At 68.4% G+C, this 25,718-nt stretch carries 26 protein-coding genes and 2 tRNA genes; 16 read left to right on the top strand and 12 right to left on the bottom strand.

Features of this window, described 5'->3' with window-relative positions:
- The first annotated feature begins 150 nt into the window (after positions 1-150).
- From ACY48E_RS08705 to ACY48E_RS08695, 3 genes are all read left to right on the top strand, one after another.
- The gene (locus ACY48E_RS08705; RefSeq protein ID WP_462871745.1) at positions 151-804 is read left to right on the top strand and encodes an HNH endonuclease; all 654 of its coding nucleotides are present in this window, start codon (positions 151-153) and stop codon (positions 802-804) included.
- A gap of 61 nt (positions 805-865) precedes the next feature.
- Complete coding sequence (gene ctaJ / locus ACY48E_RS08700) at positions 866-1,135, top strand: aa3-type cytochrome oxidase subunit CtaJ (RefSeq protein ID WP_462871744.1); 270 nt, start codon at positions 866-868, stop codon at positions 1,133-1,135.
- Positions 1,122-1,634: a DUF5130 family protein gene (locus ACY48E_RS08695; protein ID WP_462871743.1), complete on the top strand. Its 513-nt coding sequence runs from the start codon at positions 1,122-1,124 to the stop codon at positions 1,632-1,634. Before ctaJ ends, ACY48E_RS08695 begins: the two co-directional genes overlap by 14 nt.
- A 78-nt stretch (positions 1,635-1,712) precedes the next feature.
- On the opposite strand, the gene ACY48E_RS08690 is transcribed toward ACY48E_RS08695, so the two are convergent.
- Both ACY48E_RS08690 and pepN read right to left on the bottom strand, forming a co-directional pair.
- Entirely contained in the window at positions 1,713-2,990 is a 1,278-nt protein-coding gene (locus ACY48E_RS08690) for a glycosyltransferase (RefSeq protein WP_462871742.1), read from the bottom strand.
- Between the two features lie 9 nt (positions 2,991-2,999).
- A complete protein-coding gene (gene pepN / locus ACY48E_RS08685; protein WP_462871741.1) occupies positions 3,000-5,585 on the bottom strand; it encodes an aminopeptidase N in 2,586 nt (861 codons plus the stop codon).
- Positions 5,586-5,730: 145 nt separating this feature from the next.
- On the opposite strand from pepN, the gene ACY48E_RS08680 reads away from it, so the two are divergent.
- Positions 5,731-6,357: a mycothiol-dependent nitroreductase Rv2466c family protein gene (locus tag ACY48E_RS08680; RefSeq protein ID WP_462871740.1), complete on the top strand. Its 627-nt coding sequence runs from the start codon at positions 5,731-5,733 to the stop codon at positions 6,355-6,357.
- Between the two features lie 6 nt (positions 6,358-6,363).
- Here ACY48E_RS08680 and ACY48E_RS08675 read toward each other — a convergent pair whose 3' ends face one another.
- On the bottom strand, positions 6,364-6,798 hold the full coding sequence (locus tag ACY48E_RS08675; protein WP_462871739.1) for a GlcG/HbpS family heme-binding protein: 435 nt from the start codon (positions 6,796-6,798) through the stop codon (positions 6,364-6,366).
- Positions 6,799-6,934: 136 nt separating this feature from the next.
- Positions 6,935-7,588, bottom strand: a complete 654-nt coding sequence (locus tag ACY48E_RS08670) for a DUF429 domain-containing protein (protein WP_462871738.1) — start codon at positions 7,586-7,588, stop codon at positions 6,935-6,937.
- Between the two features lie 16 nt (positions 7,589-7,604).
- Here ACY48E_RS08670 and ACY48E_RS08665 point away from each other — a divergent pair, with 16 nt between their 5' ends.
- Together ACY48E_RS08665 and ACY48E_RS08660 are read left to right on the top strand one after the other, a co-directional pair.
- Entirely contained in the window at positions 7,605-8,084 is a 480-nt protein-coding gene (locus tag ACY48E_RS08665; protein WP_462871737.1) for a ribose-5-phosphate isomerase, read from the top strand.
- A 3-nt stretch (positions 8,085-8,087) separates the two neighbouring features.
- The gene (locus ACY48E_RS08660; RefSeq protein ID WP_462871736.1) at positions 8,088-8,882 is read left to right on the top strand and encodes an Fpg/Nei family DNA glycosylase; all 795 of its coding nucleotides are present in this window, start codon (positions 8,088-8,090) and stop codon (positions 8,880-8,882) included.
- A 9-nt stretch (positions 8,883-8,891) separates the two neighbouring features.
- Here ACY48E_RS08660 and ACY48E_RS08655 read toward each other — a convergent pair whose 3' ends face one another.
- Complete coding sequence (locus ACY48E_RS08655) at positions 8,892-9,701, bottom strand: DUF1542 domain-containing protein (RefSeq protein WP_462871735.1); 810 nt, start codon at positions 9,699-9,701, stop codon at positions 8,892-8,894.
- A gap of 362 nt (positions 9,702-10,063) precedes the next feature.
- Between ACY48E_RS08655 and ACY48E_RS08650 the strand changes: the two genes are divergently transcribed.
- Entirely contained in the window at positions 10,064-10,801 is a 738-nt protein-coding gene (locus ACY48E_RS08650; RefSeq protein WP_462871734.1) for an alpha/beta hydrolase, read from the top strand.
- Between the two features lie 5 nt (positions 10,802-10,806).
- Here ACY48E_RS08650 and ACY48E_RS08645 read toward each other — a convergent pair whose 3' ends face one another.
- The 3 genes from ACY48E_RS08645 to ACY48E_RS08635 all read right to left on the bottom strand — a co-directional run bounded on the left by ACY48E_RS08645 (position 10,807) and on the right by ACY48E_RS08635 (position 12,772).
- Positions 10,807-11,292 (bottom strand): DUF2231 domain-containing protein, encoded by a 486-nt coding sequence (locus ACY48E_RS08645; protein ID WP_462871733.1) that lies wholly within the window; start codon positions 11,290-11,292, stop codon positions 10,807-10,809.
- A gap of 46 nt (positions 11,293-11,338) precedes the next feature.
- Positions 11,339-12,568, bottom strand: a complete 1,230-nt coding sequence (locus tag ACY48E_RS08640; protein ID WP_462871732.1) for a DUF3533 domain-containing protein — start codon at positions 12,566-12,568, stop codon at positions 11,339-11,341.
- Between the two features lie 130 nt (positions 12,569-12,698).
- A tRNA-Gly gene (locus tag ACY48E_RS08635) sits at positions 12,699-12,772 on the bottom strand.
- Positions 12,773-12,885: 113 nt separating this feature from the next.
- On the opposite strand from ACY48E_RS08635, the gene ACY48E_RS08630 reads away from it, so the two are divergent.
- From ACY48E_RS08630 to ACY48E_RS08600, 7 genes are all read left to right on the top strand, one after another.
- Positions 12,886-12,959, top strand: a tRNA-Pro gene (locus ACY48E_RS08630).
- 94 nt (positions 12,960-13,053) lie between these two features.
- Positions 13,054-14,430: a trigger factor gene (gene tig, locus ACY48E_RS08625; RefSeq protein WP_462871731.1), complete on the top strand. Its 1,377-nt coding sequence runs from the start codon at positions 13,054-13,056 to the stop codon at positions 14,428-14,430.
- A gap of 164 nt (positions 14,431-14,594) precedes the next feature.
- Entirely contained in the window at positions 14,595-15,182 is a 588-nt protein-coding gene (locus tag ACY48E_RS08620; RefSeq protein ID WP_462871730.1) for an ATP-dependent Clp protease proteolytic subunit, read from the top strand.
- Between the two features lie 73 nt (positions 15,183-15,255).
- Positions 15,256-15,897, top strand: coding sequence for an ATP-dependent Clp protease proteolytic subunit (locus ACY48E_RS08615; RefSeq protein ID WP_462871729.1), 642 nt, complete (start codon positions 15,256-15,258; stop codon positions 15,895-15,897).
- A gap of 214 nt (positions 15,898-16,111) precedes the next feature.
- Entirely contained in the window at positions 16,112-17,392 is a 1,281-nt protein-coding gene (gene clpX, locus ACY48E_RS08610; RefSeq protein ID WP_462871728.1) for an ATP-dependent Clp protease ATP-binding subunit ClpX, read from the top strand.
- Positions 17,393-17,401: 9 nt separating this feature from the next.
- Positions 17,402-18,151, top strand: coding sequence for a CoA transferase subunit A (locus ACY48E_RS08605; protein WP_462871727.1), 750 nt, complete (start codon positions 17,402-17,404; stop codon positions 18,149-18,151).
- A gap of 52 nt (positions 18,152-18,203) precedes the next feature.
- Entirely contained in the window at positions 18,204-18,812 is a 609-nt protein-coding gene (locus ACY48E_RS08600; protein ID WP_462871817.1) for a CoA transferase subunit B, read from the top strand.
- A 41-nt stretch (positions 18,813-18,853) separates the two neighbouring features.
- On the opposite strand, the gene ACY48E_RS08595 is transcribed toward ACY48E_RS08600, so the two are convergent.
- The 4 genes from ACY48E_RS08595 to ACY48E_RS08580 are packed head-to-tail and all read right to left on the bottom strand — an operon-like array spanning position 18,854 to position 22,816.
- A complete protein-coding gene (locus tag ACY48E_RS08595) occupies positions 18,854-19,339 on the bottom strand; it encodes a hypothetical protein (RefSeq protein ID WP_462871726.1) in 486 nt (161 codons plus the stop codon).
- Positions 19,336-19,623 carry a helix-turn-helix transcriptional regulator gene (locus tag ACY48E_RS08590; RefSeq protein ID WP_462871725.1) on the bottom strand — a complete coding sequence of 96 codons (288 nt, stop codon included), beginning with the start codon at positions 19,621-19,623 and terminating at the stop codon, positions 19,336-19,338. Before ACY48E_RS08590 ends, ACY48E_RS08595 begins: the two co-directional genes overlap by 4 nt.
- Before the next feature lie 44 nt (positions 19,624-19,667).
- Positions 19,668-20,510, bottom strand: coding sequence for a formate dehydrogenase accessory sulfurtransferase FdhD (fdhD, locus tag ACY48E_RS08585; RefSeq protein ID WP_462871724.1), 843 nt, complete (start codon positions 20,508-20,510; stop codon positions 19,668-19,670).
- Positions 20,510-22,816: an FdhF/YdeP family oxidoreductase gene (locus ACY48E_RS08580; RefSeq protein WP_462871723.1), complete on the bottom strand. Its 2,307-nt coding sequence runs from the start codon at positions 22,814-22,816 to the stop codon at positions 20,510-20,512. Before ACY48E_RS08580 ends, fdhD begins: the two co-directional genes overlap by 1 nt.
- A gap of 72 nt (positions 22,817-22,888) precedes the next feature.
- On the opposite strand from ACY48E_RS08580, the gene ACY48E_RS08575 reads away from it, so the two are divergent.
- Both ACY48E_RS08575 and ACY48E_RS08570 read left to right on the top strand, forming a co-directional pair.
- Entirely contained in the window at positions 22,889-24,889 is a 2,001-nt protein-coding gene (locus tag ACY48E_RS08575) for a S9 family peptidase (protein WP_462871722.1), read from the top strand.
- A 72-nt stretch (positions 24,890-24,961) separates the two neighbouring features.
- Entirely contained in the window at positions 24,962-25,699 is a 738-nt protein-coding gene (locus ACY48E_RS08570; RefSeq protein ID WP_462871721.1) for a Clp protease N-terminal domain-containing protein, read from the top strand.
- The last annotated feature ends 19 nt before the right edge of the window (positions 25,700-25,718 follow it).

Below are 25,718 nucleotides of genomic sequence, written 5' to 3'. Positions count from 1 at the left end.
GCCTCGCCTCGGAAGGCACAATGGACGTGCGCACAGGCAGCATTCGTGGTGCACTGGCACCAGTCTTCTGCTCGACAGCACACCCGCTGCACGTCGGCATTGCCACAACCAGTGGTACCGGCCGCCGTGCCATCCGTAACTGGAGGTGGCATGAAGAATCACGGCCACAGGCATCGACAACCCGGGTCGACCGTCGTCGATCCGCCCCGACCCTCCTCCGCCGTGAGTCTTCGAGCCGTGCCCGATCCGGCGCCCACCCCTGCGACCCCCACCGAACACACCTCGAGCTGGTCGTCGCGCAGAGTGCTCCTGCTCAATGCCACGTACGAGCCGCTGACGGCCCTACCCATGCGCCGCGCTGTCGTGTTGCTGGTGTGCGAGAAGGCGGTCGTGGTGCACGAAGGTGACGACGGCGCGGTGGTGCGATCGGCGGGCCTGGCCCTGGACATCCCGTCGGTGATCCGGCTGCGGACCTACGTGCGAGTGCCCTACCGCGCGCGCATCCCCCTCACCCGCGCGGCGTTGATGCACCGCGATCGGTTCCGGTGTGCGTACTGCGGCGCCAAGGCGGAAACCATCGACCACGTGGTTCCGCGCAGTCGCGGCGGTGGCCACTCGTGGGAGAACTGTGTCGCGTCGTGCGCACCGTGCAACCACCGCAAGGCGGACCGGATGCTCAGTGAACTGGGCTGGACTCTGCGCACCACGCCCGTCCCACCCAGCGGCCCGCACTGGCGTCTGCTGGCCACCACCAAGGAACTCGACCCCACCTGGCTGCAGTACCTCGGCGAGGGCGCTGCCTGAGCCGACCGGTGCATCTGCGGCCTGGCTGCCGACCGTCCCGGTGATCGGTTACGGTTGTCGCGTGAGCATCATCGAGACTGCGTTGATCTATGCGGCCATCCCGCTGCTGGTTTTCGTCGTTATCGCGGCACTGACGATGCAGCGGAAGCGATTCAACAACCCACCGCCGCCGCGTTACCGGGCCGGTGACCCGTGGGATCGCCCGCCGTACCTGTGGACGGCCACCGACGAGATCATCGGTGATCCCCACGCAGCCCACCACGACCCGCACGCCGAGGTGTCCGCGGCGTCCAGCGATCTGATCGGAGGCCGCGCCAGTGGCAGGTTCTGAGCTCGTCATCAACTCCGACGGCACCGAGGTCGACACCACCGCCGCGGCGGCTCCTGCGCTGCGCGAGGGGCACGTGGTCACCTACAGCGGTCGCGTGTCCGGTGTGCACCAGATCGGCACCGCCAACCCGGACGAGCCGCCGTTCACGCGCACCGAGCTGGTGCAGCTCGATCGCGCGCTGACCACCGCGACGCGCTACACCGGCATCCGGTTCACCGTCTACCTCGGTGATCTGGGCACCGACACCCGCGCGGGTGTCGAGGAACTCTTCCCCACCACCCCCGAGGCGGAGAACTCCGTCCTCATTGCGGTCTCGCCGAACGAGCGCGCAATCGAGATCCTGGTCGGCAAGCAGGCGTCGGCACTGGTGGACGACGAGCTCGCGCGCCTCGGAGTCACCGCGGCGACCGGTGCGTTCGCCGAGGGCAACATCATCGACGGCTTCGTCGCGGCGATTCGTGTGATCAGCAACGCCGTGATGACGTCCATCGCGCCCTGACCCTGCTCGCGCCCTGACCCTGCTCGCGCCCTGACCCTGCTCGCGCCCTGACCCTGCTCGGGCCCTGATCCGGGCGCCTCACCCGCGTTCGACGGCGTCCGCGGCCGCTGCCAGCGCCGCGGCCGGGGGCACCATTCGTGCCGCGAGGGCGCGCGCCGCGTCCGCGGTCGCGTCGTCGAGAACCACCGCCAGCCCGTCCCGAAGTCGCTGCGCGGACACCGAGGATGCCGACAAGGTCGCGCCCACCCCGATCCGGGTCACCTGCGCTCCCCACTGCGGTTGATCGGCGCCCACCGAGCACACCAGGGTGGGCAACCCGGCGCGCAGCGACGCCGCCGTGGTGCCGGCCCCGCCATGATGGATCGCGGCGCGGCACAGCGGCAGGATCTCCGAGTGCCGCATCGGACCGGCGACGTACACGTGGGGGTTGTCAGGATCGACGCCCGTGACCGCGGGGCGTCGGCCCAGCAGCACGCGCACACCCAGTTCTGCGGTCACGGACATGATCGCCCCGAGAACCGCCTCGGGATCCTTCAGCGGGGCACTGCCGAACGAGACGAAGATCGGCGGTTCGCCGTCGCTGATCCACGACCGCAGATCGCCGTCGTCGGAGCGGGTCTCGGAGAGCGCATCGCGCGCGGAGTCCGGTATGTCGACGAACCCCACGATCGGGCGATCTGCGCCCCACTCGTCCTCGAGGCCGGGGAACAGGGCAGCGTCGTACGCCTGGATCTGCGTGACCGATGCGCGCTCGAGACGGACCGGGAGGCGGGCGTCGGCCGGGTCGAGGCCCAGCGATGCGCGGAACCTGTTCTCCGAGCCGCGGAGCGCGAGCCACGTGGTCTGATCGGCCAGCCGCCATGCCCCGCGCACCAGCGGCGCCGGGAATCGGCGCACCGAGGCCAACGGCGCGATGACCCCGTTCTCCGACACCGGGCAGAAGCGCATCGTCGCCATCGGCACCTCGTACCGTTCGCTCAGCGCCAGCACCCGATCCTGGCCCAGAGGCCCGGAGACGAGGGCGTCGAGTTCACCGCGCTCGGCCGCTGCTGCCGCCACCGCCGTGATGTCCTCGTCGAACCGGCGGAACCCCTCGGCCATCTGCTCCTTCAGCAACGCGGCCTTGCGGAGCGGGTTGCGAGTGTTCATCGCCTCGCGAGTGCGTCCGGTCTCGAAGTGCGCCTCGCTGTCGGCCGATATCGGGTGCGCCGCGATGCCGAAGCCGGTGACGAAATCCACGTAGTTCGGCGGCACCGCCATCGTGACGGCGTGCCCTCGCCCACGAAGTTCGAGGGCGAGAGCTACGCCGGGCTGAACGTCACCACGACTACCGAAGAACGAGAGCAGCACATGCACCGTGGGGAGTTAACCGGATGCATCCGCTTCCCGCGCGGCGAGCGAGCGCACCACACCGGCGCGTCCCTCGACGACCAGCCGCCGCAGGGCGGGCGGGTGGTCGCCCGCGAGGAAGGCGTCCGCGCGGGCGATCGAGGCCTGCGAGATCGACCACGACGGGTACAGCCCGATCACGACGGTCTGCGCGACCTCGCTCGATCTCCGCGTCCACACGTCGACGATGTCGTCGAAGTAGCGGTCGACGAACGGCTCGAGCAACTCGCCCTGCCCTGCCGGGGCGAAGCCGCCGACGATGGCGCGGGTGGTCACGTTGGGCACCGAGTCGTCGGTGACGACACTCGTCCACACCGTCTGCTTCACCTCCGCGATGGGGCGCGCGGCGCGCGCTGCTGCCGCCTGGCGTGCACCGGCGGCAGTGTTGTCACGTGCGGCCTCGGCATCGATGAACGGCGTGCCGTCGGTATCGGTGTCCACGACGCCGGCAGCGGCGAGCGCCGTCACCAGCGACCACCGCAGATCGGTGTCGACGATCAGTCCGCGCAGACCCTGCTCGTCGACCTCGCCGTCGAGGAGGGAACGAACGACGTCGGTGTGGCGGTCGGCGAGCACCGAGGACGCCAGTGAGGTGACGTAGGCGAGCTGATGATCGGACCCCGGCTCGGCGGTGCGTGCCAGTTCGAGGAGTCGATCGGCGAACTCGGGCCACCCGGTGGCCGCCGCCCACGACGGGTCGGCGTAGGAGCCGAGCGCGGTGCGAGCCTGCAGCAGCAGCCGCTGCACCACACCCACCTCGGACTCGGCGGCGATTCCGTGTGTCACCAGAGCCACGAAGTCGCGAGCACGCATCTGCGCATCGCGAGTCATCTCCCAGGCCGCCGACCACGCCAGGGTGCGCGGGAGCGGCTCGGCGATGTCGCCGATGCGCTCGACGAGGGTGGTCTGAGACACCGGGTCCAGCCGGACCTTGCAGTAGGTCAGGTCGTCGTCGTTGAGCAGGATCAGCGCACCGCGCGGTGTGCCGATCAGGTCGGGGACCTCGGTGCTCTCCTGTGCCAGGAGATCGAGTTCCACACGCTCGGTGCGAATCAGCGCTCCGCTGCCGTCCGGGGCGTCGTCGTAGATGCCGACGGCGAGCCGGTGCACGCGGTGCTCACCGGCGCCGGGTTCGGCGCCGGACTGCGTGATCGCGAAACGGGTGAAGCGACCATCGGCGTCGAGATCGAAATCCGCTCGCAGCGTGTTCAGTCCGGTGGTGCGCAACCACTGATCGCCCCACCCGGAGAGCTCACGGCCGGACGAGGCCTCGAGAGCGCGCAGCAGGTCGTCGAACGTCGCGTTGCCGAAGGCGTGTTCGGCGAAGTACGCCCGCAGGCCGGCCAGGAAGGGATCGAGCCCGACGTAGGCGACGAGCTGCTTGAGCACGCTGGCACCCTTGGCGTAGGTGATTCCGTCGAAGTTCACCTCCACCGCGGCGAGGTCGGGGATGTCTGCGGCGATGGGGTGAGTCGAGGGCAGCTGGTCCTGCCGGTAGGCCCACGACTTCTCGATGTTGGCGAACGTGGTCCACGCGGTGGTGTACTCGGTGGCCGTGGCCTGGCACAGCACCGAGGCGAAGGTGGCGAACGACTCGTTGAGCCACAGGTCGTCCCACCAGCGCATGGTGACCAGATCCCCGAACCACATGTGGGCCATCTCGTGCAGCACCGTCTCCGCGCGCCGCTCGTAGGAGTAGCGGGTGACCTTGGAGCGGAAGACGTAGTCCTCGAGGTAGGTCACCGCGCCCGCGTTCTCCATCGCGCCCGCGTTGAACTCCGGTACGAACAGTTGGTCGTACTTGCCGAACGCGTAGGGAACACCGAAGTTCTGGTGGTAGAACGCGAATCCCTGCTTGGTCTCGGTGAACAGCCGCTCGGCGTCCATGTGTTCGGCGAGCGTTGCGCGGCAGTAGATCCCGAGGTCGATGGTGCCGTGCTCGTCGGTGTAGGTGTCGGTCCACTCGGCGTAGGGCCCGGCGATCAGCGCAACGAGGTAGGTGCTCATGACAGCGGTGGTGTGGAACCGGTGGCGGCCGCCCTCCGGTAGGCCGTCGTGCGCGGCGTTGGAGATCACGCGCCAGGACTCGGGGGCGGTAACGGAGAGCGTGTAGGTGGCCTTGAGATCGGGCTGGTCGAAGCAGGCGAACATGCGCTTGGCGTCGGCGGTCTCGAACTGGGTGTAGAGGTACACCGCGCCATCGGCGGGGTCGACGAACCGGTGCAGGCCCTCACCGGTGTTCGAGTACGAGCACTGCGCGGTGACCACGACGGTGTTGGACGCCGCGAGCGAGGGGAGGCTGATCCCGGTGTCCTCGACGTAGCCCGAGACGTCGAGGCTCTGCCCGTTGAGGGTGGCCGAATCGATCTGTGCCGCAACGATGTCGAGAAACGTGGAGCTGCCCGCGGTGGCGGTGAACTCGATGGTGGTGGTGCTGGTGAAGGTGCCCACACCGGGCCCGCCGGCGCCGTCGGTGAGATCGAGATCGATGACGTAGTTCGACACCGCGACCGTCGCACTGCGGTCGGCGGCCTGGTCACGGGTGAGGTTGGGGGCAGCCATTGGGGCCCCTTTCTGGTGATCGCCTCGTGGGTGTCACCGGCGGCGGGAACGTTGGTGCACCCATCCCACCACGCCCGGGCGGACGGCGGCACAATGGGGACACCGGAGCGGCGGTCGCCGCCCCGCACCCGACGAAAGGACCGACGTGAGCGAGAGCGTTTCGACCACCGGCAAGGACCGTGCCGATTTCTGGTTCGACCCGCTGTGCCCCTGGTGCTGGATCACCTCCCGGTGGATCCTCGAGGTCGAGAAGGTGCGCGAGATCGAGGTCTCGTTCCACGTGATGAGCCTGTCGGTGCTCAACGAGGGTCGCGATCTGCCCGACAACTACGCCGCGATGATGGAGAAGGCGTGGGGCCCGGTCCGCGTGGCCATCGCAGCGGCCGCTGCACATGGTGACCAGGTGCTCGCGCCGCTGTACACCGCAATGGGCACGCTGATCCACAACGAGGGCAACAAGAACTTCGACGAGGTGATCGCGCTCTCGCTGGCCGAGGTCGGGCTGCCCGCAGACCTGGCCGCCGCTGCCCACACCACCGAGTACGACGACGCGCTACGCGCCAGCCATCACCGGGGCATGGACGCGGTCGGCAAGGACGTCGGTACCCCGACCATCCACGTCAACGGTGTCGCGTTCTTCGGCCCGGTGATCTCGCGCATCCCGCGCGGCGAGGAGGCCGGCAAGCTCTGGGACGCCTCCGTGATCTTCGCGTCCTACCCGCACTTCTTCGAGCTCAAGCGGACCCGAACCGAGGACCCGCAGTTCGACTGACCGCCGTCAGTCGGGTTGGCCCACCAGACCCGCCGCCGACACACCGGCCAGCGCTGCGGCCTCGTCGGCGTCGGAGGTATCACCGGAGATTCCGACGGCGCCGATCAGCGAGCCGCCCGAGTCCTTGATCAGGACGCCACCCGGTACGGGGATCAGTGCGCCGACGGCCGGGGTGACCGAGGCGATGAAGTACGCCTGCTGCTCGGCCCTGGCCATGATCGAGCGCGAGCCCATGCCCAGCGCGAGTGCGCCGTACGCCTTGCCGTGCGCCACCTCGACGCGCTTCATCGACGCTCCGTCCTCGCGCTGCGCGGCGACGATATGGCCACCGGCGTCGAGCACCACCACCGTGAGGGGCTTGAAGCCCTGCTCGCGGCCGTGCGCACGCGCACCGTCGATGATGGTGAGGGCCTGGTCGAGGGTGAGGGGCTCGAGGGACATGACGGGTTCGCCTTCTCTCCGGGGGAACACCCCCTGGCTCTTCCGGGGGAGTGCCCCCGAGGCGGGGGCCGCTCGAGGTTAACGCGACCGGCCGACACCGACTCGATTCGGGTCACACGATCAGGCTCGATTCGGGTCACACGATCAGGTCGTCGCCGAGCACGCGCGCCCGACCGCTGTGCCGTCGCGTCGCCGACCACGCCGCGGCGATGGCGTCGAGCACGTCGTCGAACGCGGGACCGTCCGGGATGGACGCGAACGCGCTCGTGAGTACCTCCGCCGGGAGGAACTCGGTGAGGGCGGCGATGCGCTGCCCGGCTCCGCGGGCGGTCTTCTTCGACGCCGTCACCCCGCGCCCGACCACCCGGAAGGTGGTTTCCGGGTGAACCTCGACCACCCGCTCGCGGTCGAACTCTGCCTCGCGCCAGGCTCGGATTGACGGGACGAGGTACCACGCCTGTTTGCTGATCGCCTTGCCGGTGATCGACCGCGAGATCGCGCACGCCTGCGGGTAGTCGGCGGCGTCGAGCACCGCGGCGACGGGAGTGTGGAAGATCGAGGACCTCGCGGGCCCCAGGAGCGCCTTCGCTTCCAGCTCACACTGGCGGTAGTCGCGCGCGGGCATCGACAGCGGCATGTCCACCCCGACCACCGCGCAGTCGGCGGTCACGGCGAGCACGTCGTCGACGGTGGCCGCGCGATCGAGCAGCAACCGTGCGCCGTCCGTGCGGGCGACGATCCACGCGCCGCGCGCGCCATCGACGCCTGCGTTCCACACGTGCGAGCCCACCTGCCAAACTCTATGCATGCGCGTATACCTGGGTGCCGACCACGCCGGCTTCGAGTTCAAGAACCAGATCATCGACCACCTACGGGCGAGCGGCCACGAGCCGATCGACTGCGGCGCCTTCGAGTACGACGCCGTGGACGACTACCCGGCGTTCTGCATCGAGGCGGCGCGTCGCACGGTCGCCGATCCGGACAGCCTCGGACTGGTGCTCGGCGGTTCCGGTAACGGCGAGCAGATCGCCGCCAACAAGGTGCCCGGCGCTCGGTGCGCCCTGGCCTGGAGCGTGGAGACCGCGAAACTCGCCCGCGAGCACAACAAGGCGCAGCTCATCGGTATCGGTGGGCGCATGCACTCGCTGCCCGAGGCGCTGGCCATCGTCGACGCGTTCCTGGCCACGCCGTGGTCGGGGGAGGAGCGCCACCAACGACGCATCGACATCCTCGCCGAGTACGAGAAGACCGGTGTCGCGCCCGAGGTTCCGGGCAAGCCGGCCTGACCGATGCCCGAAGGGCACACACTGCACCGCCTCGCGCGGCTGCATCAGCGTCGGTACGCCGGTTCACCGGTGGAGGTCTCGAGTCCGCAGGGCCGATTCGTAGAGGGCGCCGAGTGGGTGGACGGTCACGTGCTCACCCGCTCGGATGCCTGGGGCAAGCACCTGCTGCACTCCTACGACAACGGCGCCGTCGTCCACGTCCACCTCGGTCTCTACGGCAAGTTCTCCGAGCAGAAGGTGCCGATGGCCGACCCCGTCGGGCAGGTACGAATGCGGCTGGTGGGCAGCGAGTACGGCACAGACCTGCGGGGACCGACCGCCTGCGAGATCTACGACGACACTCAGGTCGAGGCGCTCATTGCACGGTTGGGGCCGGATCCGCTGCGCAAGGAGTCCGATCCGGACAAGGCATGGAATCGGATCCACCGCTCGTCCGTGGTGATCGCGGCACTGCTGATGGAGCAGGACGTGATCGCGGGAATCGGCAACGTCTATCGCGCCGAGCTGCTCTTCCGCCATCGGGTGGACCCGTATCTGCCCGGCAAGAAGTTGGGCCGGGGCCAGTGGGAGGAGATGTGGGCCGACCTGGTGGAACTGATGAAGGTCGGTGTGCGGCGGGGCAAGATCATCACCATCGACCCCGAATACGACCACGGTGAGGGCGGCCCCGGTGGGCGCCCGCGCAACTACGTCTACCGGCGCGCGGGTCGACCCTGCCGAGTGTGCGGGACAACGGTGCTGCTCGCAGATCTCAAGGGCCGCAACCTCTTCTGGTGCCCGTCGTGTCAGGCGAGTTGACTCCGTAGCTCAGAAGCCGCCTCCGAAGTCGCCCCCGCCACCGAAGTCGCCGCCCCCGCCGTCCCAGCCGCCGCCACTGTCCCAGCCGCCCCCGAAGTCCCCGCCCCCGCCGTCGGTTCCGTCGTAGCTCGCCCCGTCGCCCGCGGACAGCCCGTCCTGGTAGCCCTCGCCGTAGCCCGACTCGAACTGCTCGGCGCCGTAGGACACCCCGGCCATCCCGGAGAACATCGACGAGAAGAGCATCGCCGACCCCAGTGCCCACGTCCCGGTGATCAGCGCGCTCTGCCACCACGGCTCGGAGTACCACCCGGCCGGCACCGGGCGCCCGGCGACGCGTCCGCCCGGGTAGTAGTTGGGTGTGGCAGGTCCGGGTTCCGGCGAGGCCTGCACGGTTCGACCGTCGAAGTCGACGGTGCGCTTCTCGGTGACCGCGCCGGCGGAGGCCTGCCCGGCGAGCACCGGAATCTCGGGTCCGGGATCGATGCCCATGGCCGTGCGTGCCGCGCGAATGTAGTACAGACCTTCGATGGCGGTCTGCTTGGCCAGGTTCGCCTGCGCCGGGGTGGTGGCACGGTCGATCTGCGAACCTGCGGCGGTGAACCGCTCGGCGGCGTCGGCCAGTGCCTGTTTGGACGCCGCGTCGGTGCCGACGAGGTTCATCACCTGCCCGCCGAGGCGTTCGATCGACTGGCGGGCATCAGCAGCGGCGTCGGCCAGTGTGGTGGCGGCGCGGGCGGCCGTGGAACGGCGAGCGAAGACCACCAGCGCGATCGCGGCGGCGAGGACGAGTATCACCGTGAGAGCGAGCATGCTTCCCACGGTACCGACCGTGTGACGACCCGCAGATCAGCTCGGCTCAGGTCACCGTGAGGTCGGACGGGCCCTCCCAGCCACAGTGTTCGCAGCCCGCGTACGTGCTCGACATCGGCTGTCCGCCGCGACGGGTGGTGACCAGCTCGGCCGTGCAGGGCGCGGCGCACATCGGGCACTTCCCGCGAAAGTCGGGAACAGGTCGGTAGTGAGGCAACGGCGGACCAATGCGATCGGTGGATCGATGTCGTCGACAGCGGTCCGAGTTCGGAGGAATCGGGAAAGCATACCTGCTGTCACGAAAGATCACTCACGCCGTGCGAGATCGAGAACGTGTACGGCAGCAACCGCGCTTGACTACGGTGGCCAGCATGACAGTGCGCGTCCTGGACGAGGCCCATCCCTTCTCGGCGGACGGTGGTAGCACCGGGTTCGTCGTCAGCCACGGTTTCACCGGCAACCCGTCGTCGGTGCGGGGGTGGGCCGAGCATCTCGCCGGAGCCGGGTTCTCGGTGCGGGCTCCTCGACTGCCGGGGCACGGCACCACGTGGCAGGACATGAACACCACCACCTGGCACGACTGGTACGGCGAGGTCGAACGCGCCTACGACGACCTGGCCTCGCGCTGCGACCGGGTGTTCGCGGGCGGTCTGTCCATGGGCGGCGCGCTGGTGACCCACCTCGCGCAGGAGCGGCCGGTGGCCGGGCTGGTGCTGGTGAACCCGGCGTTCGCCACCGAGCGCCTCGACGCGAAGATGGCCCGCTACGTGGCCTGGGCCATCAAGTCGCGGCCGGCGATCGGTGGTGACATCAAGAAGGCCGGCGTGGTGGAGTCCGCATACGACCGCACGCCCCTGCCGGCTTTCGTCTCACTTCAGGATCTGTGGCGGATCACCGTTCCGCGGCTCGGCGAGATCACGTGCCCCATCCAGTTCTACCGCAGCCGCATCGACAACGTCGTCGAGCCGCTCTCCGGGAAGATCCTGGTGGCCGGGGCGACGAACACCACGGTCACCGAGACGATCCTCGAGAACAGCTACCACGTGGCCACGATGGACAACGACGCCGAGACCATCTTCACCGGCAGTGTGGCGTTCGCCAGGGGGTAGGTGACCTATCCGCCGGCGGCCGGGTCGACCACCGAGTAGTCCCGGTCGCCCCACACCGACTTCGCGCCCGAGTCGCCGATGCGGTAGACGGCGATGAACGACGCGATCGCGACCACGACGGCGAGGAACCCGACGCCGGCGTGCAGGATTTGCGGGACTGCGCCCTTGCGCTCGCGCAGATGCACGTAGACCAGTGCTGCCGCACCCAGGACGATCGCGATCGAGTAGTAGAGCATGGTGTCGCCGAGCTCGGTGTGCTCGCGCAGCGCGGCCGAGTCGGCAGTTCGCTGCTCGAGCCACTCGCCCGCGTTGGTGGTCAGCGGGGTCAGCACGAGGGTGATCAGGGCGAGGGCGGCGACCAACCACACCAGACGTTTGCGTGCGGGTGCCCAGAGCGCGCTGATGACCAGGAGCACCGCCGTGAGCGGGGCCAGCACGATCACGCCGTGGACGAGCAGAATGTGGGCGGGGAGCCCGTTGAATGTCGACACCTGCCGAACCCTACAGAGGTTGACGGTGCAACCGCCAGAGGAGAGGTCAGGTTCGGGCGGGGGTTGCGCGAACCCACCCCTTGCGGTCGTAGAACCACGTGATCACCCACCCGAACAGGGCGCCGACCACCAATCCGAGTAGCGACATCCCCACCCCGCGCAGCAGCCCGGCGTCGAGCCTGCCGTAGAAGTGCAGGATCGCGCGTACCCCGAGGAAGATCTGGTGCAGCGGCTCGAAGGACGACAGGGCCACCAGAACCCGAGGGGTTGCCTCCAGGGGAATGGTGGCACCGGCCGAGGGGAGGCCGAGCACCACGAAGAAGACGAGGTTGATGATCAGCCCTGCCGAGCCGAACACCGAGATGATCGAGGTGGCCGTGACCCCGACCGCGGCGATGGCCAGCGCGCCGAACATCCACAGCAGCCACGAGTTGGGGATCGGCATGCCCACCAGGCGACAAACCCCGATGTAGACCCCCGACACCACCGGGGCGACCGCCAGCACGATCGCCCACTTGACGTAGAGGGTGGTCAGTCGGCTGGGCGGGTCGGTCAGCGGTGCCATCGAGTAGCTCGGACCCACCTCCAGCGGGACGAACCTGAGGTGGCTGTCGACGAGTGCGCTGATGATCATCGCGCCGGTGAACCCTGCGAGCAGCAGCAGCAGGGCGTAGTAGAAGGCCGTCAGCCCGAACCCCGTTCCGTCGGGGAGTGGGTCGCTCGGTGCGGTCACCACCTGTATCGGGTCGGCGAGTGCCACCTGACCGGCACCGGTGATGCGCGCCGTGGGATCGGTGGTGCGCAACTGGGCCTGCACGTTCTGGACCAGGCGATCGCCGAGCGTGGAACTCGCCCGGGTGAGCGCCGTGGTGGCGACCGTGGTCACCACGGACTGGCTCAGAGTGCTCGCCCGCGGGTTCGTCACCACGGTGATGGTCGGCTTGACCAGTGTTCCGGGTACCACCGATCCGGCCGCGAGGTTGAGTGATCGTTTGGTGAAGTCGGACGGGATCACGAACGCCCCGTACAGCTTTCCGTCGGCGAGCTGCTCACGAACCTGGCCGGGTCCGAGTCGGCGGACGTCGAACTCGGCGGGATCGAGGCCGGCGACGAGCGCATCGGCAATCTGGGCGCCGAAGTTGGCGCGGGTGCCGTCGGGCAGGGTGTCGCCGTCGTCGTTGACGACGACGGCGACGGGGAAACCGTGCAGATTGCCCCGGGGGTCGGCCACGCCGCCGACGTACATGGCGGCGAGCAGGGCCATCACCAGCGTCACGGCCAGAGCCGGCCCGAGCCACAGCGCGGGACTGGCCAGTCTCGCGTTGGTGGCTGCAGGATCACTGGTGCGTGCAGGATCGCTGGTGTTTGCAGGGTCGGTGTCGGTGTCGATGATCGGACCCCCGGTGTGGAGCGGGCGACGGGAATCGAACCCGCGTAATTAGTTTGGAAGACTAAGGCTCTACCATTGAGCTACGCCCGCGTGCATCCGGCGGCGCCAGGATCGCCGGCCCAGCCGTCTGCGGTCACCGACTGTACCCAATCCCGCTGTGGAACCGGTAATCGCGCCACCGTACGATTGCCTGCGGCGGTGACCGGGATGTGGCGCAGCTTGGTAGCGCATCCGCTTTGGGAGCGGAGGGTCGCAGGTTCGAATCCTGTCATCCCGACACCGGTCGATCCGACAGACTCCACAGTCAGGTTTCCCCACGTCGAACGACCTACCGAACGACCTACCCGAACGATCTACAGAACGAGGAGTGCGTGGCCGTGAAGAGCACCGTCGAGCGAGTGAGCCCGACGCGAGTCAAGATCAACATTGAGGTGCCCTTCGAGGAGCTCAAGCCCGATTTCGATGCCGCGTACAAGCAGCTCGCCCAGCAGATTCGCGTGCCGGGCTTCCGGCCCGGCAAGGCGCCCGCCAAGCTGATCGAGGCCAGGGTCGGCCGAGTGAACGTGCTCAACCAGGTGGTCAACGACGCTCTGCCCGCCAAGTACAACGACGCACTCACCAGCACCGACCTCAAGCCCCTCGGCCAGCCCGACATCGAGATCACCAAGCTCGAGGACGGTGAGGAGTTCACCTTCACCGCCGAGGTGGACGTTCGCCCGGAGATCGCGTTGCCGGACTACTCCGCCATCGCCGTCACGGTCGACCCCGTCGAGATCGACGACGCTGCCGTCGACGAGCAGTTGCAGTCGCTGCGCGAGCGTTTCGGCACCCTCACCGGCGTCGATCGCGCCGCCCGCACCGGCGACTTCGTCTCCATCGACCTCTCGGCCACCGTCGACGGGCAGGACGTCCCCGAGGCGTCGACCGAGGGTCTGTCCCACGAGGTCGGCTCGGGCCAGCTGATCGAGGGCCTGGACGAGGCCATCGTCGGGCTGTCGGTGGACGGCTCCGCCGAGTTCACCACCACCCTCGTCGCCGGGGAGTTCGCCGGACGGCAGGCGCAGGTCACCGTCACCGTCAAGTCGATCAAGGAGCGCGAGCTGCCCGAGGCGGACGACGAGTTCGCCCAGCTGGCAAGCGAATTCGACACCCTCGACGAGCTGGTGGCGGACCTGCGCGAGCGTGTGGGACGGGTGAAAAAGGTCGAGCAGGCCGGTCAGATCCGCGACAAGGTGCTCGAGCACCTGCTCGAGACGCTGGAGATCCCGGTGCCCGAGGCGTTCGTGCAGGCCGAGGTTGACGCCGCCGTGCACGACGCCGTGCACTCGCTCGACCACGACGAGGACGCCCTCGCCGCCCAGCTCGAAGCTGCCGGCAGCTCGCGGGAGGAGTTCGACCGCACCGCTCGCGAGAACGCCGAGAAGTCGGTTAAGACCCAGCTCCTGCTCGACGCCATCGCCGACGCGGAGAAGACACAGGTCGGCCAGGAGGAGTTGACCCAGAACATCGTCTACCAGGCCCAGCGCTACGGCATCTCGCCGGATCAGTTCATCTCGCAGATCCAGCAGGCCAACCAGTTGCCGGCCCTGTTCGCCGACATTCGTCGCAGCAAGTCCCTCGCGGCGATCGTCGACAAGGTCACCGTCACCGACACCACCGGCGCAACCGTCGACACCGCCGAGCTGTTCGGCGGTGGCGACGACAGTGCGGACGCTGGTGGTTCCGCCGAGGGCGAACAGAACGCGTAACGCTCACAGCGAACGACGGCGGTTCCGGGACTCCGGGACCGCCGTGCTTCGTTAGTGTCGACGTCAGCAAGTACATCCGTTTGGAGAAGGCAGGTACCGTGACAATCCCGAATCCGGCAGCACCGCGTCACCCGGTCGGCACAGTCGGCGCGACGAGCCCGATCATGACCTCGGCCACGGCGGGTCTGAACCTCAGCGACTCCGTCTACGAACGCCTTCTGCGCGAGCGCATCATCTTCCTGGGCACTCAGGTCGACGACGACATTGCCAACAAGCTCTGCGCCCAGATCCTTCTGCTGTCCGCGGAGGACCCCACGCGTGACATCTCGCTCTACATCAACTCCCCGGGCGGATCGGTCACCGCGGGCATGGCAATCTACGACACCATGACCTTCGCCGAGTGCGACGTCGCCACGTACGCGATGGGCCTGGCAGCGTCGATGGGCCAGTTCCTCCTCACCGCCGGCGCCAAGGGCAAGCGCTACGCCCTGCCGCACGCGCGGGTGATGATGCACCAGCCGTCGGCCGGTATCGGTGGTTCGGCCGCCGACATCGCGATCATGGCCGAGCAGTTCGCGCACACCAAGCGCGAGATGGCCGAGTTGATCGCCAAGCACACCGGTCAGACGTTCGAACAGGTCACGGCCGACTCGGATCGCGACCGCTGGTTCACCGCGGCGGAGGCGCTCGAGTACGGCATGGTCGACCACGTGATCTCCCGGGCCGCGCAGGCCGGCGGCACCGGCAACTGATCCGGGTCCGCCCCACCATCACCCGGAGAAGTCCGGACACACGTCGCACGTACAGATCAGCAACGGAGCACAGATGAGCAACCTCTTCGACCCGAGTCAGCTGCCGAGTTCGCGGTACATCCTGCCGTCGTTCGTCGAGCACTCGAGCTACGGCGTCAAGGAATCCAACCCCTACAACAAGCTCTTCGAGGAGCGCATCATCTTCCTCGGCGTGCAGGTCGACGACGCGTCGGCCAACGACATCATGGCGCAGCTGCTGGTGCTCGAGGGTCTCGACCCCGACCGCGACATCACGATGTACATCAACTCACCCGGTGGCTCGTTCACCTCGTTGATGGCCATCTACGACACCATGCAGTACGTGCGCGCCGACGTCGCCACCGTCTGCCTCGGGCAGGCGGCATCGGCGGCGGCGGTGTTGCTGGCGGCCGGCACACCCGGTAAGCGCGCCGCACTGCCCAACGCCCGCGTGCTGATCCACCAGCCCGCCACCGGTGGGATGCAGGGCCAGGTCTCCGATCTCGAGATCCAGGCCGCGGAGATCGAGCGGATGCGACGGCTCATGGAGACCACCCTGGGTCGGCACACCAACAAGGATCCCGACATCATCCGCAAGGACACCGATCGCGACAAGATCCTCACCGCCGCCGAGGCCAAGGACTACGGGATCATCGACACGGTCTTCGAGTACCGCAAGCTGTCGGCACAGAAGTAGCGGCCGGCACAGAAGTAACGGCAGGCACAGAAGTAGACGAACTGCAGCCGACACGCGGGTCGGCAGGAGCCTCGCGTGTCGGTCTGCTCCCACATACTCACTGGGAGAAAGTCCACCTTGTTCGCCGTCGGCGGGTACGGTCGGATCGGACACCGAACGTGCGAGTTCGCCGCAGACGGTGTTCGGAAGTCGATGAGGAAGTAGGAACTGGCACATGGCACGCATCGGAGACGGTGGCGATCTGCTCAAGTGCTCTTTCTGCGGAAAGAGTCAGAAGCAGGTCAAGAAGCTGATCGCCGGACCCGGCGTGTACATCTGTGACGAGTGCATCGACCTGTGCAACGAGATCATCGAGGAGGAGCTGGCCGAGTCCAGCGAGGTCAAGCTCGACGAGTTGCCCAAGCCCTCGGAGATCCGGGACTTCCTCGAGAACTACGTCATCGGTCAGGACACCGCCAAGCGCACCCTCGCCGTGGCCGTCTACAACCACTACAAGCGTATTCAGGCCGGGGAGAAGGCCCGCGATTCCCGCGGGGAGACCGTCGAGCTCGCCAAGTCCAACATCCTCATGCTCGGTCCCACCGGGTGCGGCAAGACCTACCTGGCGCAGACGTTGGCCAAGATGCTCAACGTGCCGTTCGCCATCGCCGATGCCACCGCGCTCACCGAGGCGGGTTACGTCGGTGAGGACGTCGAGAACATCCTCCTCAAGCTCATCCAGGCTGCCGACTACGACGTCAAGCGGGCCGAGACCGGGATCATCTACATCGACGAGGTCGACAAGATCGCGCGCAAGAGCGAGAACCCGTCGATCACCCGCGACGTCTCGGGTGAGGGCGTACAGCAGGCGCTGCTGAAGATCCTCGAGGGCACTCAGGCGAGCGTGCCGCCGCAGGGTGGGCGCAAGCACCCGCACCAGGAGTTCATCCAGATCGACACCACCAACGTGCTGTTCATCGTGGCCGGGGCCTTCGCCGGTCTCGAACGCATCGTCGGTGACCGCATCGGCAAGCGCGGTGTCGGCTTCGGCGCCGAGGTGCGCACCAAGGCCGAGATCGACACTCAGGACCGCTTCGCCGATGTCATGCCGGAGGATCTGATCAAGTTCGGCCTCATCCCGGAGTTCATCGGCCGCCTCCCCGTCGTCGCGTCGGTGACCAACCTGGACAAGCGCTCCCTGGTCACCATTCTGTCCACTCCCAAGAACGCGCTGGTCAAGCAGTACACGCGCCTGTTCGAGATGGATGGTGTGGAACTCGAGTTCACCCCCGCAGCCCTCGACGCCATTGCCGATCAGGCCATCCACCGGGGTACCGGTGCCCGTGGCCTGCGCGCGATCATGGAGGAGGTGCTCGGGCCGGTGATGTTCGACATCCCCAGTCGCGACGATGTCGCCAAGGTCGTGGTCACCGAGGAGACCGTGGTCGACAACGTGCTGCCGACCATCGTCCCGCGTAAGCCCGAGCGTCCGGAGCGCCGCGACAAGACCGCGTGATCGTCAGCGGTGCGATCCAAGGTCGTCTCGACCGCAGCCGAGGCCGTCGTCGACGTACCTGACGGCGCAACCATCGCGGTCGGTGGTTTCGGTTTGGTCGGTGTTCCCGAAGTTCTCATCGCGGCCCTGCTCGAGCAGGGCGCCACCGATCTCGAGACCGTCAGCAACAACTGTGGGACGGACGGGTTCGGCCTGGGAATCCTGCTGGCGCAGCGACGCATCCGGCGCACGATCAGCTCCTATGTCGGAGCGAACGAGGAGTTCGCTCGGCAGTACCTCGCCGGGGAACTCGAGGTGGAGCTGACCCCGCAGGGCACGCTTGCCGAGCGGCTGCGAGCGGGCGGGGCCGGGATCCCCGCCTTCTACACCCCCGCCGGTATGGGCACCCTGGTGGCCGACGGAGGCCTGCCGCTGCGGTACGACAGCGCCGGAGGCATTGCGCTGGCAAGCCCACCCAAGGAGACGCGGGAGTTCGACGGCGTCACCTACGTCCTCGAACGCGGCATCGTGGCCGATGTGGCGTTGGTGCACGCCTGGAAGGGCGATCGGCACGGAAACCTGGTCTACCGGGCCGCGGCGCGCAATTTCAATCCGCTGGCCGCAGCGTCCGGCCGGATCACCATCGCGCAGGTGGAGCACCTTGTCGAGCCGGGTGAGATCGACCCGCAGGACGTGCACACCCCCGGCATCCACGTCGCGCGCGTGGTGCACGTGGGTCCGGTCACCGTGGGTATCGAGCGGCGGACGGTGCGCGGGTGAGCGCCGAGCGGCGGACGGTGCGCGGGTGAGCGCCGGTCGCACGCGAGATCAGATGGCGGCGCGGGTGGCGCAGGAGTTGTCCGACGGCCAGTACGTCAACCTCGGCATCGGCATGCCCACCCTGGTCCCCAACCATATTCCCGCCGATGTCGCCGTTGTCCTGCACTCGGAGAACGGAGTGCTCGGCGTCGGCCCCTATCCCACCGTGGCCGACCTCGACCCCGAACTGATCAATGCCGGCAAGGAGACCATCACGGTGCTGCCGGGGGCGTCGTTCTTCGACTCGGCCGATTCGTTCGGCATGATCCGCGGCGGTCGCATCGACGTCGCGGTGCTCGGCGGTATGCAGGTGGACCGCCACGGCAACCTGGCCAACTGGATGGTGCCCGGCCACATGGTCAAGGGGATGGGTGGGGCGATGGACCTGGTCCACGGTGCGCGGCGGGTGATCGTGATGATGGAGCACTGCTCGCGCTCGGGGGAGTCGAAGATCGTCGATCGGTGCACCCTCCCGCTGACCGGTGCTGCCTGCGTGCAGCGCATCGTGACCGACCTGGCGGTCATCGACGTCACCGTCGCCGGTCTCGTGCTCGTGGAGACCGCACCGGGGGTGTCGGTGGACGAGGTCCGCGCCGCGACGGCCGCGGAGCTCCGGCTGTGAGCGTGCCGGTGATCCCGGGTCGGCGATCACCGGCACAGTGATCACAGCTCGTCGTGCATCGCCTCGGCGGCGCGTGCCCGCTTGGCACGGGTGGCGGCGTACGTGGCGCCGAAGAACCCGCATATGGACCCCACGATCAACCCGGAGGCTGCCGATACGCCATCGGCGGCGGGATAGAGAAGGCGGACCGCGATCCCCACGATGCCCACGAGGTACACGCCCATGAACACCCACAGGCGACGGCCGAGCCAGGGCCGCTCGATGGCGGTGTCGACGCGGCGGGCCCGGGCGTACAACGAGACGACGCTGGAGATGATGGCCGTCGCGACCAGCAGCCCGACGGCCACCCACGCTCCGGGGGTGCCGGCCACCCAGGGCAGCACCGCCGCGGCGATGAGGGACGACCACAGGAACAGCTGCAATCCGATTGCCGACGCCTCGTTCCACACGTCTCGCTGGAACTCGTCGGCGTAGAACCGGTCGTCGAGATCGCCGACGAACCGCATGGCCTTGATGAACGTGCTCATTGGGGATCCTCTCGGGAAGATGCGGTGGTTGCCGGGGGCGCGATGCCCTCGAGGTGTGTTCCGCTTGCGGGCAGTGCCGGGTCGAGTGGGAACAGGTTCTCGACCGTGGTGTCCAGCGCGCCGGCAAGGCGCAGGGCGAGGTAGACACTCGGTGCGTAGTCGCCCCGTTCGATCGAGACGATGCTCTGACGGCTGACGCCGACGATGGTTCCGAGTTCGAGCTGCGTCAGTTTGGTCGGCCGACGGTGCTCCCGAACACGGTTCGTGCGGGTAACTTCGGGCATGACAAAAGACAACCCGACTTGACAATAAATGTCAAGCCCACTTGTCACGCGGGGGTCGGTGCGCGGTGCTCGACCCGATCGGTGCGGGTGTAGAGGTTCATCGAATCGCCCCGCAGGAAGCCCACGATGGTCAGGCCCGCCTCGGCCGCAAGATCCACTGCCAGCGAGGACGGGGCGGAGACGGAGGCGAGAACCGGGATACCGGCCATCACGGCCTTCTGCGCGAGTTCGAACGATGCGCGGCCGCTGACCATCAGGATCATGCCGCGCAGCGGGATCGACCCGTTCTGCAGCGCCCACCCGATCACCTTGTCGACGGCGTTGTGGCGCCCGACGTCCTCGCGCACCACCAGCAGTTCACCGGTCGCGGTGAAGAGGGCTGCCGCGTGCAGACCCCCGGTGGAGTCGAAGATCCGCTGCTGCTCGCGAAGTCGGTCGCCCAGGGTGGCGAGCACCGCCGTGTCGACCACGACGGGATCGGCGGCGGGGGAGTGGTGGGTGCGCAGGCGCACGGCGTCGAGTGAGCCCTTTCCGCACACTCCGCACGAGGACGTGGTGTAGAAGTTGCGTTCCACTCCGGTCTCGGGGGCCGGAACCCCTTGTGCCAGAACCACGTCGAGAACGTTATAGGTGTTGAGGCCGTCGTCGCCCACGCCGTCGCAGTACCGCGCCGCGGCCACGTCCTCCCGTGCGGTGAGCACACCTTCGGTCAGCAGGAATCCGTGTGCGAGTTCCACGTCGTGACCGGGGGTCCGCATGGTGACGGCCAGGGCCTTGCCGTCGACCCGAATCTCGAGCGGCTCCTCCACTACCACGGTGTCCGGTCGCGAGTTCTCGTGAGCCCCTCGGATTCTCACCACGGGGCGTCGAGCGGTGGCCCGACCCATCAGGGCCGGGCCGGTTCGACACGCACGACGATTGCCTTGGAGACCGGTGTGTTCGAGCGTGCCGCAACGTGATCGAGCGGCACCAGCGGGTTGGTCTCCGGGTAGTACGCCGCCGCGTTGCCCACGGGCGTGTCGTAGGAGACGACGCGGAATCCGCTCACGCGGCGTTCCTCGATGCCGGACTCGGTGGGCCACTCGGAGACCAGGTCCACCAGTTGCCCGTCGTGCAAACCCTTCTCGGCGATGTCGGTGGGGCTCAGGAAAACCACGCGGCGCGCGTTCTTCACACCTCGATAGCGGTCGTCGAGGCCGTAGATCGTGGTGTTGTACTGATCGTGACTGCGCAGGGTCTGCAGGATCACCCGGCCCTGCGGGATCGGCTCCCACACCAGATCGTTGACGGTGAAGTTGGCCTTGCCGGTGGTGGTGTGGAACTCGCGGGAATCGCGTGGGGGGTGCGGCAGCTGAAACCCGTCCGGGCGGCGCACGCGGGTGTTGAAGTCCTCACACCCGGGCACCACGCGCGAGATCGAGTCGCGAATGCGGTCGTAGTCGTCGCGGAACTGCGCCCACGGCACCGGGTGGTCGGGGCCGAGGAGTTCGAGCGCGAGCTCGCAGACGATGGCGACCTCGCTGCGCAGGTGCTCGCTCACCGGCTCGAGTCGCCCACGGGAGAGGTGCACCATCGACATCGAATCCTCCACCGACACGGCCTGTTTGACCCCGCCGCGGTCGTCGCGATCGGTGCGGCCCAACGTGGGCAGGATCAGCGCCGTGCGCCCGGCCATCGCGTGGCTGCGGTTGAGCTTGGTGGAGACCTGCACCGTGAGATCGCACGAGCGCAGCGCCTTCTCGGTGACCTCGCTGTCGGGTGTGGCGCGCACGAAGTTGCCGCCCATGGCCATGAACACCCGAGCCTTGCCGTCACGCATGGCCCGAATGGCGTCGACGGTGTCGTAGCCGTGCCGACGGGGGCTGGTGATGGAGAACTCGGCATCGAGTGCGGCCAGGAACGATTCGGGCATCTTCTCCCAGATGCCCATCGTGCGGTCGCCCTGGACGTTGGAGTGCCCGCGCACCGGACACACCCCGGCGCCGGGCTTGCCGATCATCCCGCGCATCAGCAGCAGGTTGGTGGCCTCGCGAATGGTGTCCACACCGTGGCGCTGCTGTGTGATGCCCATCGCCCAGCAGATGATGATCCGCTGCGACCGTGCGAACGCCGCCGCGGTGTCGCGAATCTGCTTCTCGCTCAGTCCCGTTGCGGCTACCACGGTAGCCAGGTCCACCGCCCGGGCGTGCTCGGCGTAGGCGTCGAACCCGGCGGTGTGATCGCGTACGAAGGCCTGGTCGACCACGGTTCCCGGGTCGGCGTCCTCGGCGTCGAGCAGCAGCCGGCCGATGCCCTGGAACAGCGCCATGTCGCCGCCGATGCGAATTTGCAGGTAGTCGTCGGCAATGTCGACACCGTTGCCGATCACGCCGTTGACCTTCTGAGGGTCCTTGAATCGGCGCAGCCCGGCCTCGTGCAGCGGATTGACCGCGATGATCCGTGCGCCGTTGCCCTTGGCCTTCTCCAGCGTGGAGAGCATGCGCGGATGGTTGGTGCCCGGGTTCTGCCCGGCGATGACGATCAGGTCGGCCTGCTCGAGATCGGGAACGGTCACCGAGCCCTTGCCGATGCCGATCGTGTCGGTCAGCGCGGTGCCCGACGACTCGTGACACATGTTGGAGCAGTCCGGCATGTTGTTGGTGCCGTAACTGCGGATCAGGGTCTGGTACGTGAACGCGGCCTCGTTGCTGGTGCGCCCGGAGGTGTAGAAGACGGCCTCGTCGGGGCTCGGCAGGGCGCGCAGGTGCTCGGCGATCAGCCGGTAGGCGTCGTCCCAGGAGATCGACGAGTAGTGGGTATCGCCCGGGCGGACCACCATCGGGTGCGTCAGCCGGCCCTGCTGACCCAGCCAGTAGTCGGTGCGCTGGGCGAGCGATTCCAGCGAGTGCGCGGCGAAGAACTCCGGCCCGACGGTACGTTTGGTGGCCTCCTCGGCGACGGCCTTGGCGCCGTTCTCGCAGAACTCGGCAATCTTGCGGTGGCCGGGGGTTTCCGGCCAGGCGCAGCCGGGGCAGTCGAAGCCCTCACGCTGATTGAGCCGCAGCAGCGATCGACCCGTCCGCACGGCGCCCATCTGCTCGACTCCGCGTTCGAGCGAGACCAGCACGGCGGGCACCCCGGCGGCGTAGGTCTTGGGGGTGCCCACTTCGAGGGCGGATTCGTCGATGTCCTTCTCGGGGGCTCCGCGCGTCATGGTCTCCAGTGTGCACCCGCGGCGGGCTCGAAGGTCCCACCTTCACTGCCCACACCGACTAGGTTTCCTGTGGTGAGCGAAACACCTTTCGACGACCTCGACTCCTACGTCGCCCTGACCCGCGCCGCGGGTCTGGCGCTCTCGCCGGACGGCACCCGACTGGTGACTGCGGTGTCGCGGCTGGACGAGAAGTCCACCGCGTACGTGTCGTCGCTGTGGGAGGTCGATCCCACCGGGGCGGATGAGCCGCGTCGACTCACCCGCGGTCCACGCAGCCAGTCGGGCGCGGCGTTCACCGCGTCGGGTGACCTGCTGTTCGTGGCCCCGGAGTCGGGCGACGACGACGCGCCGTCCGCGCTGTGGTGCCTGCCCGCGGTGGGGGAGGCCTACCGCGTGGCCCGTCGCGGGGGTGGGGTGTCGGGTCTGCTCACCGCCGCCTCCAGTGATCGCTACCTGGTGCTCACCGACGTTCTCGGCAGCAGCGGTGACGCCGAGCAGGACGAACGCATTCGCACTGCCCGCAAGGACGGCAAGATCAGCGCCATCCTGCACACCGGCTACCCGGTGCGGTACTGGGATCACGACCTCGGGCCCGCGGTGTCGCACCTGCTCATCGGGTCCTCCGCCGCGCCGGATACCGAGTTGACGGACCTGACCACGATGCCCGGCCCGGCGCTGCGCGAGGCGAGTTACTCCCTGGCTCCGGACGGGTCGTTCCTGGTCACCACCTGGCGCGTCGGTGGCCCCCTGGCGTCGCAGCGGATGACGCTGGTGCGCATCGACACCGCCACCGGCGATCGGACGGTGCTGATCGACGACCCCGACGCCGACGCGCTCGAGCCGGTGATCTCGCCCGACGGTGCCCGCGTCGCCTACCTCCGCGAGGTGCTGCCCACACCCGAGTCCGCGCTGCGGTACACCGTGCACGTGCTCGATCTCGAAACCGGTGAGTCCGAGCAGTGGGCGCCGACCTGGGATCGCTGGGCCTCCTCGCTCGCCTGGACGCGTGACGGGTCGGCCCTGATCGCCACCGCGGACGAGGACGGGCGCGGCCCGATCTTCCGACTCACGGCCGGGGATGCGGTGGCCGTCACCGCCGACGACTGGACGTACACCGACGTGATCGTCGCCGCCGACGGGTCGACGCTGTTCGCGCTGCGCTCGTCGTATGCGGCGCCGTCGCACCCGGTGCGGATCGACCTGGCCTCGGGTGAGGTGATCGTGCTGCGCTCGCCGGCCGACACCCCCGCTCTGCCCGGCACGCTCGAGGAGGTCGAGACCACGGCCGCGGACGGGTCGCGGGTGCGTGCCTGGCTGGCGGTGCCCGCGGGCGCGTCGGACCAGGCGCCCGCGCCTCTGTTGCTGTGGGTGCACGGTGGGCCGTTGGGATCGTGGAACGCCTGGTCGTGGCGCTGGAACCCGTGGCTGATGGTGGCGCGCGGCTATGCGGTGCTGCTGCCGGACCCGGCGCTGTCCACCGGATACGGGCAGGCCTTCGTCCAGCGCGGGTGGGGCCGCTGGGGGCAGGAGCCGTTCACCGATCTGATGGCGATCACCGACGCCGCCGAGCAGGTGCCACACATCGACGGCTCCCGCACCGCGGCGATGGGCGGTTCGTTCGGCGGGTACATGGCCAACTGGATCGCCGGCCACACCGACCGATTCGACGCCATCGTCACTCACGCGAGTTTGTGGGCGCTCGATCAGTTCGGCCCGACCACCGACGCGGCCTGGTACTGGGCGAAGGAGATGACGCCGGAAATGGCGTTCGAGAACTCCCCGCACCTTGCCGTCGCCGACATCGTGACCCCGATGCTGGTGATCCACGGGGACCGGGACTACCGCGTGCCGATCGGGGAGGGACTGCGGCTGTGGTACGAGTTGCTGTCCGAGTCAGGTTTGCCCGCAGACGATTTCGGCACCACCGACCACCGGTTCCTGTATTTCCCGACCGAGAACCACTGGATCCTGACCCCGCAGCACGCCAAGATCTGGTACCAGGTGGTGCTGGCCTTCCTCTCCGAGCACGTGCTCGGAGAGGCCATGGAGCTGCCGGAGAGTCTGGGGTTGTAGGGCAGCAGGGGTGGTCGGCCACAGCGTCAACCCGCGGTTGACGTTCGGGCATCGTCAACTTAACGTTGACGCATGGCTATCGACAGACCTGCACCCACCGTCCGACTCGACGACCTCATCGACGCCATCACCCGGACCGAGAGCGAGCCCCTCGGGCAACTTTCGCGCGCGGTCGTTGCGGCCGATCATCTCGGCGACGTCGCCGATCACCTGATCGGCCACTTCGTCGACCAGGCTCGGCGGTCGGGTGCATCGTGGACCGAGATCGGGCGCAGTATGGGCGTGAGCAAGCAGGCGGCGCAGAAGCGCTTCGTCACCAAGGGCCCCGACGAGCCCGACGACCTCGATCCGAACCAGGGCTTCGGCCGCTTCACCGAGCGCGCCCGCGCCGTCGTGGTCGCCTCGCAGACCGAGGCGCACGCCGCGGGCAACGACACCATCACGCCGGGACACCTGCTGCTCGGCCTGACCGCCGAGTCGGACGGGTTCGCGGCCGTCCTGTTGACCGAGCAGGGGATCGACCGAGCGGCCCTCGCCGAGCGCGCGCGAGCGAGTCTGCCGGTCGCCGCACACGCCGTCCCCGCTCTGGTGCCCTTCGATCCCGACGCGCGCAAGGCTCTCGAGCTGACCTTCCGTCAAGCGCTGCGCCTGGGCCACAACTGGATCGGTACCGAGCACATCCTCCTCGCCCTCGCCGAGATCGAGGGTGACGACGGCATCCTCGCCGGGGTCGGTTTCGACGCGGTGGCCGCCGCGGCGTACCTGCGTGAGGCGATACCGGCAGGCGCAGTGGAGGATAGTGCCCGGTAGGCGGGCACTATCCTCCACT

It is taken from the genome of Rhodococcus sp. AZ1 (assembly GCF_054979605.1).
The sequence above is the reverse complement of the archived record's forward strand: the minus strand, read 5'-3'. Positions and strand labels throughout refer to the sequence as shown.

Bases quoted from the DNA above. Each gene is read 5' to 3' on its own strand.
- fdhD (WP_462871724.1), bottom strand. From the start codon at position 20,510: ATGGGTCGGGCCACCGCTCGACGCCCCGTGGTGAGAATCCGAGGGGCT.
- ACY48E_RS08595 (WP_462871726.1), bottom strand. From the start codon at position 19,339: ATGAGCACGTTCATCAAGGCCATGCGGTTCGTCGGCGATCTCGACGAC.
- pepN (WP_462871741.1), bottom strand. From the start codon at position 5,585: ATGGCTGCCCCCAACCTCACCCGTGACCAGGCCGCCGACCGCAGTGCG.
- ACY48E_RS08580 (WP_462871723.1), bottom strand. From the start codon at position 22,816: ATGACGCGCGGAGCCCCCGAGAAGGACATCGACGAATCCGCCCTCGAA.
- ACY48E_RS08705 (WP_462871745.1), top strand. From the start codon at position 151: ATGAAGAATCACGGCCACAGGCATCGACAACCCGGGTCGACCGTCGTC.
- ACY48E_RS08650 (WP_462871734.1), top strand. From the start codon at position 10,064: ATGACAGTGCGCGTCCTGGACGAGGCCCATCCCTTCTCGGCGGACGGT.
- ACY48E_RS08620 (WP_462871730.1), top strand. From the start codon at position 14,595: ATGACCTCGGCCACGGCGGGTCTGAACCTCAGCGACTCCGTCTACGAA.
- ACY48E_RS08665 (WP_462871737.1), top strand. From the start codon at position 7,605: ATGCGCGTATACCTGGGTGCCGACCACGCCGGCTTCGAGTTCAAGAAC.
- ACY48E_RS08590 (WP_462871725.1), bottom strand. From the start codon at position 19,623: ATGCCCGAAGTTACCCGCACGAACCGTGTTCGGGAGCACCGTCGGCCG.
- ACY48E_RS08675 (WP_462871739.1), bottom strand. From the start codon at position 6,798: ATGTCCCTCGAGCCCCTCACCCTCGACCAGGCCCTCACCATCATCGAC.
- clpX (WP_462871728.1), top strand. From the start codon at position 16,112: ATGGCACGCATCGGAGACGGTGGCGATCTGCTCAAGTGCTCTTTCTGC.
- ACY48E_RS08615 (WP_462871729.1), top strand. From the start codon at position 15,256: ATGAGCAACCTCTTCGACCCGAGTCAGCTGCCGAGTTCGCGGTACATC.
- ACY48E_RS08600 (WP_462871817.1), top strand. From the start codon at position 18,204: ATGGCGGCGCGGGTGGCGCAGGAGTTGTCCGACGGCCAGTACGTCAAC.
- ACY48E_RS08570 (WP_462871721.1), top strand. From the start codon at position 24,962: ATGGCTATCGACAGACCTGCACCCACCGTCCGACTCGACGACCTCATC.
- ACY48E_RS08660 (WP_462871736.1), top strand. From the start codon at position 8,088: ATGCCCGAAGGGCACACACTGCACCGCCTCGCGCGGCTGCATCAGCGT.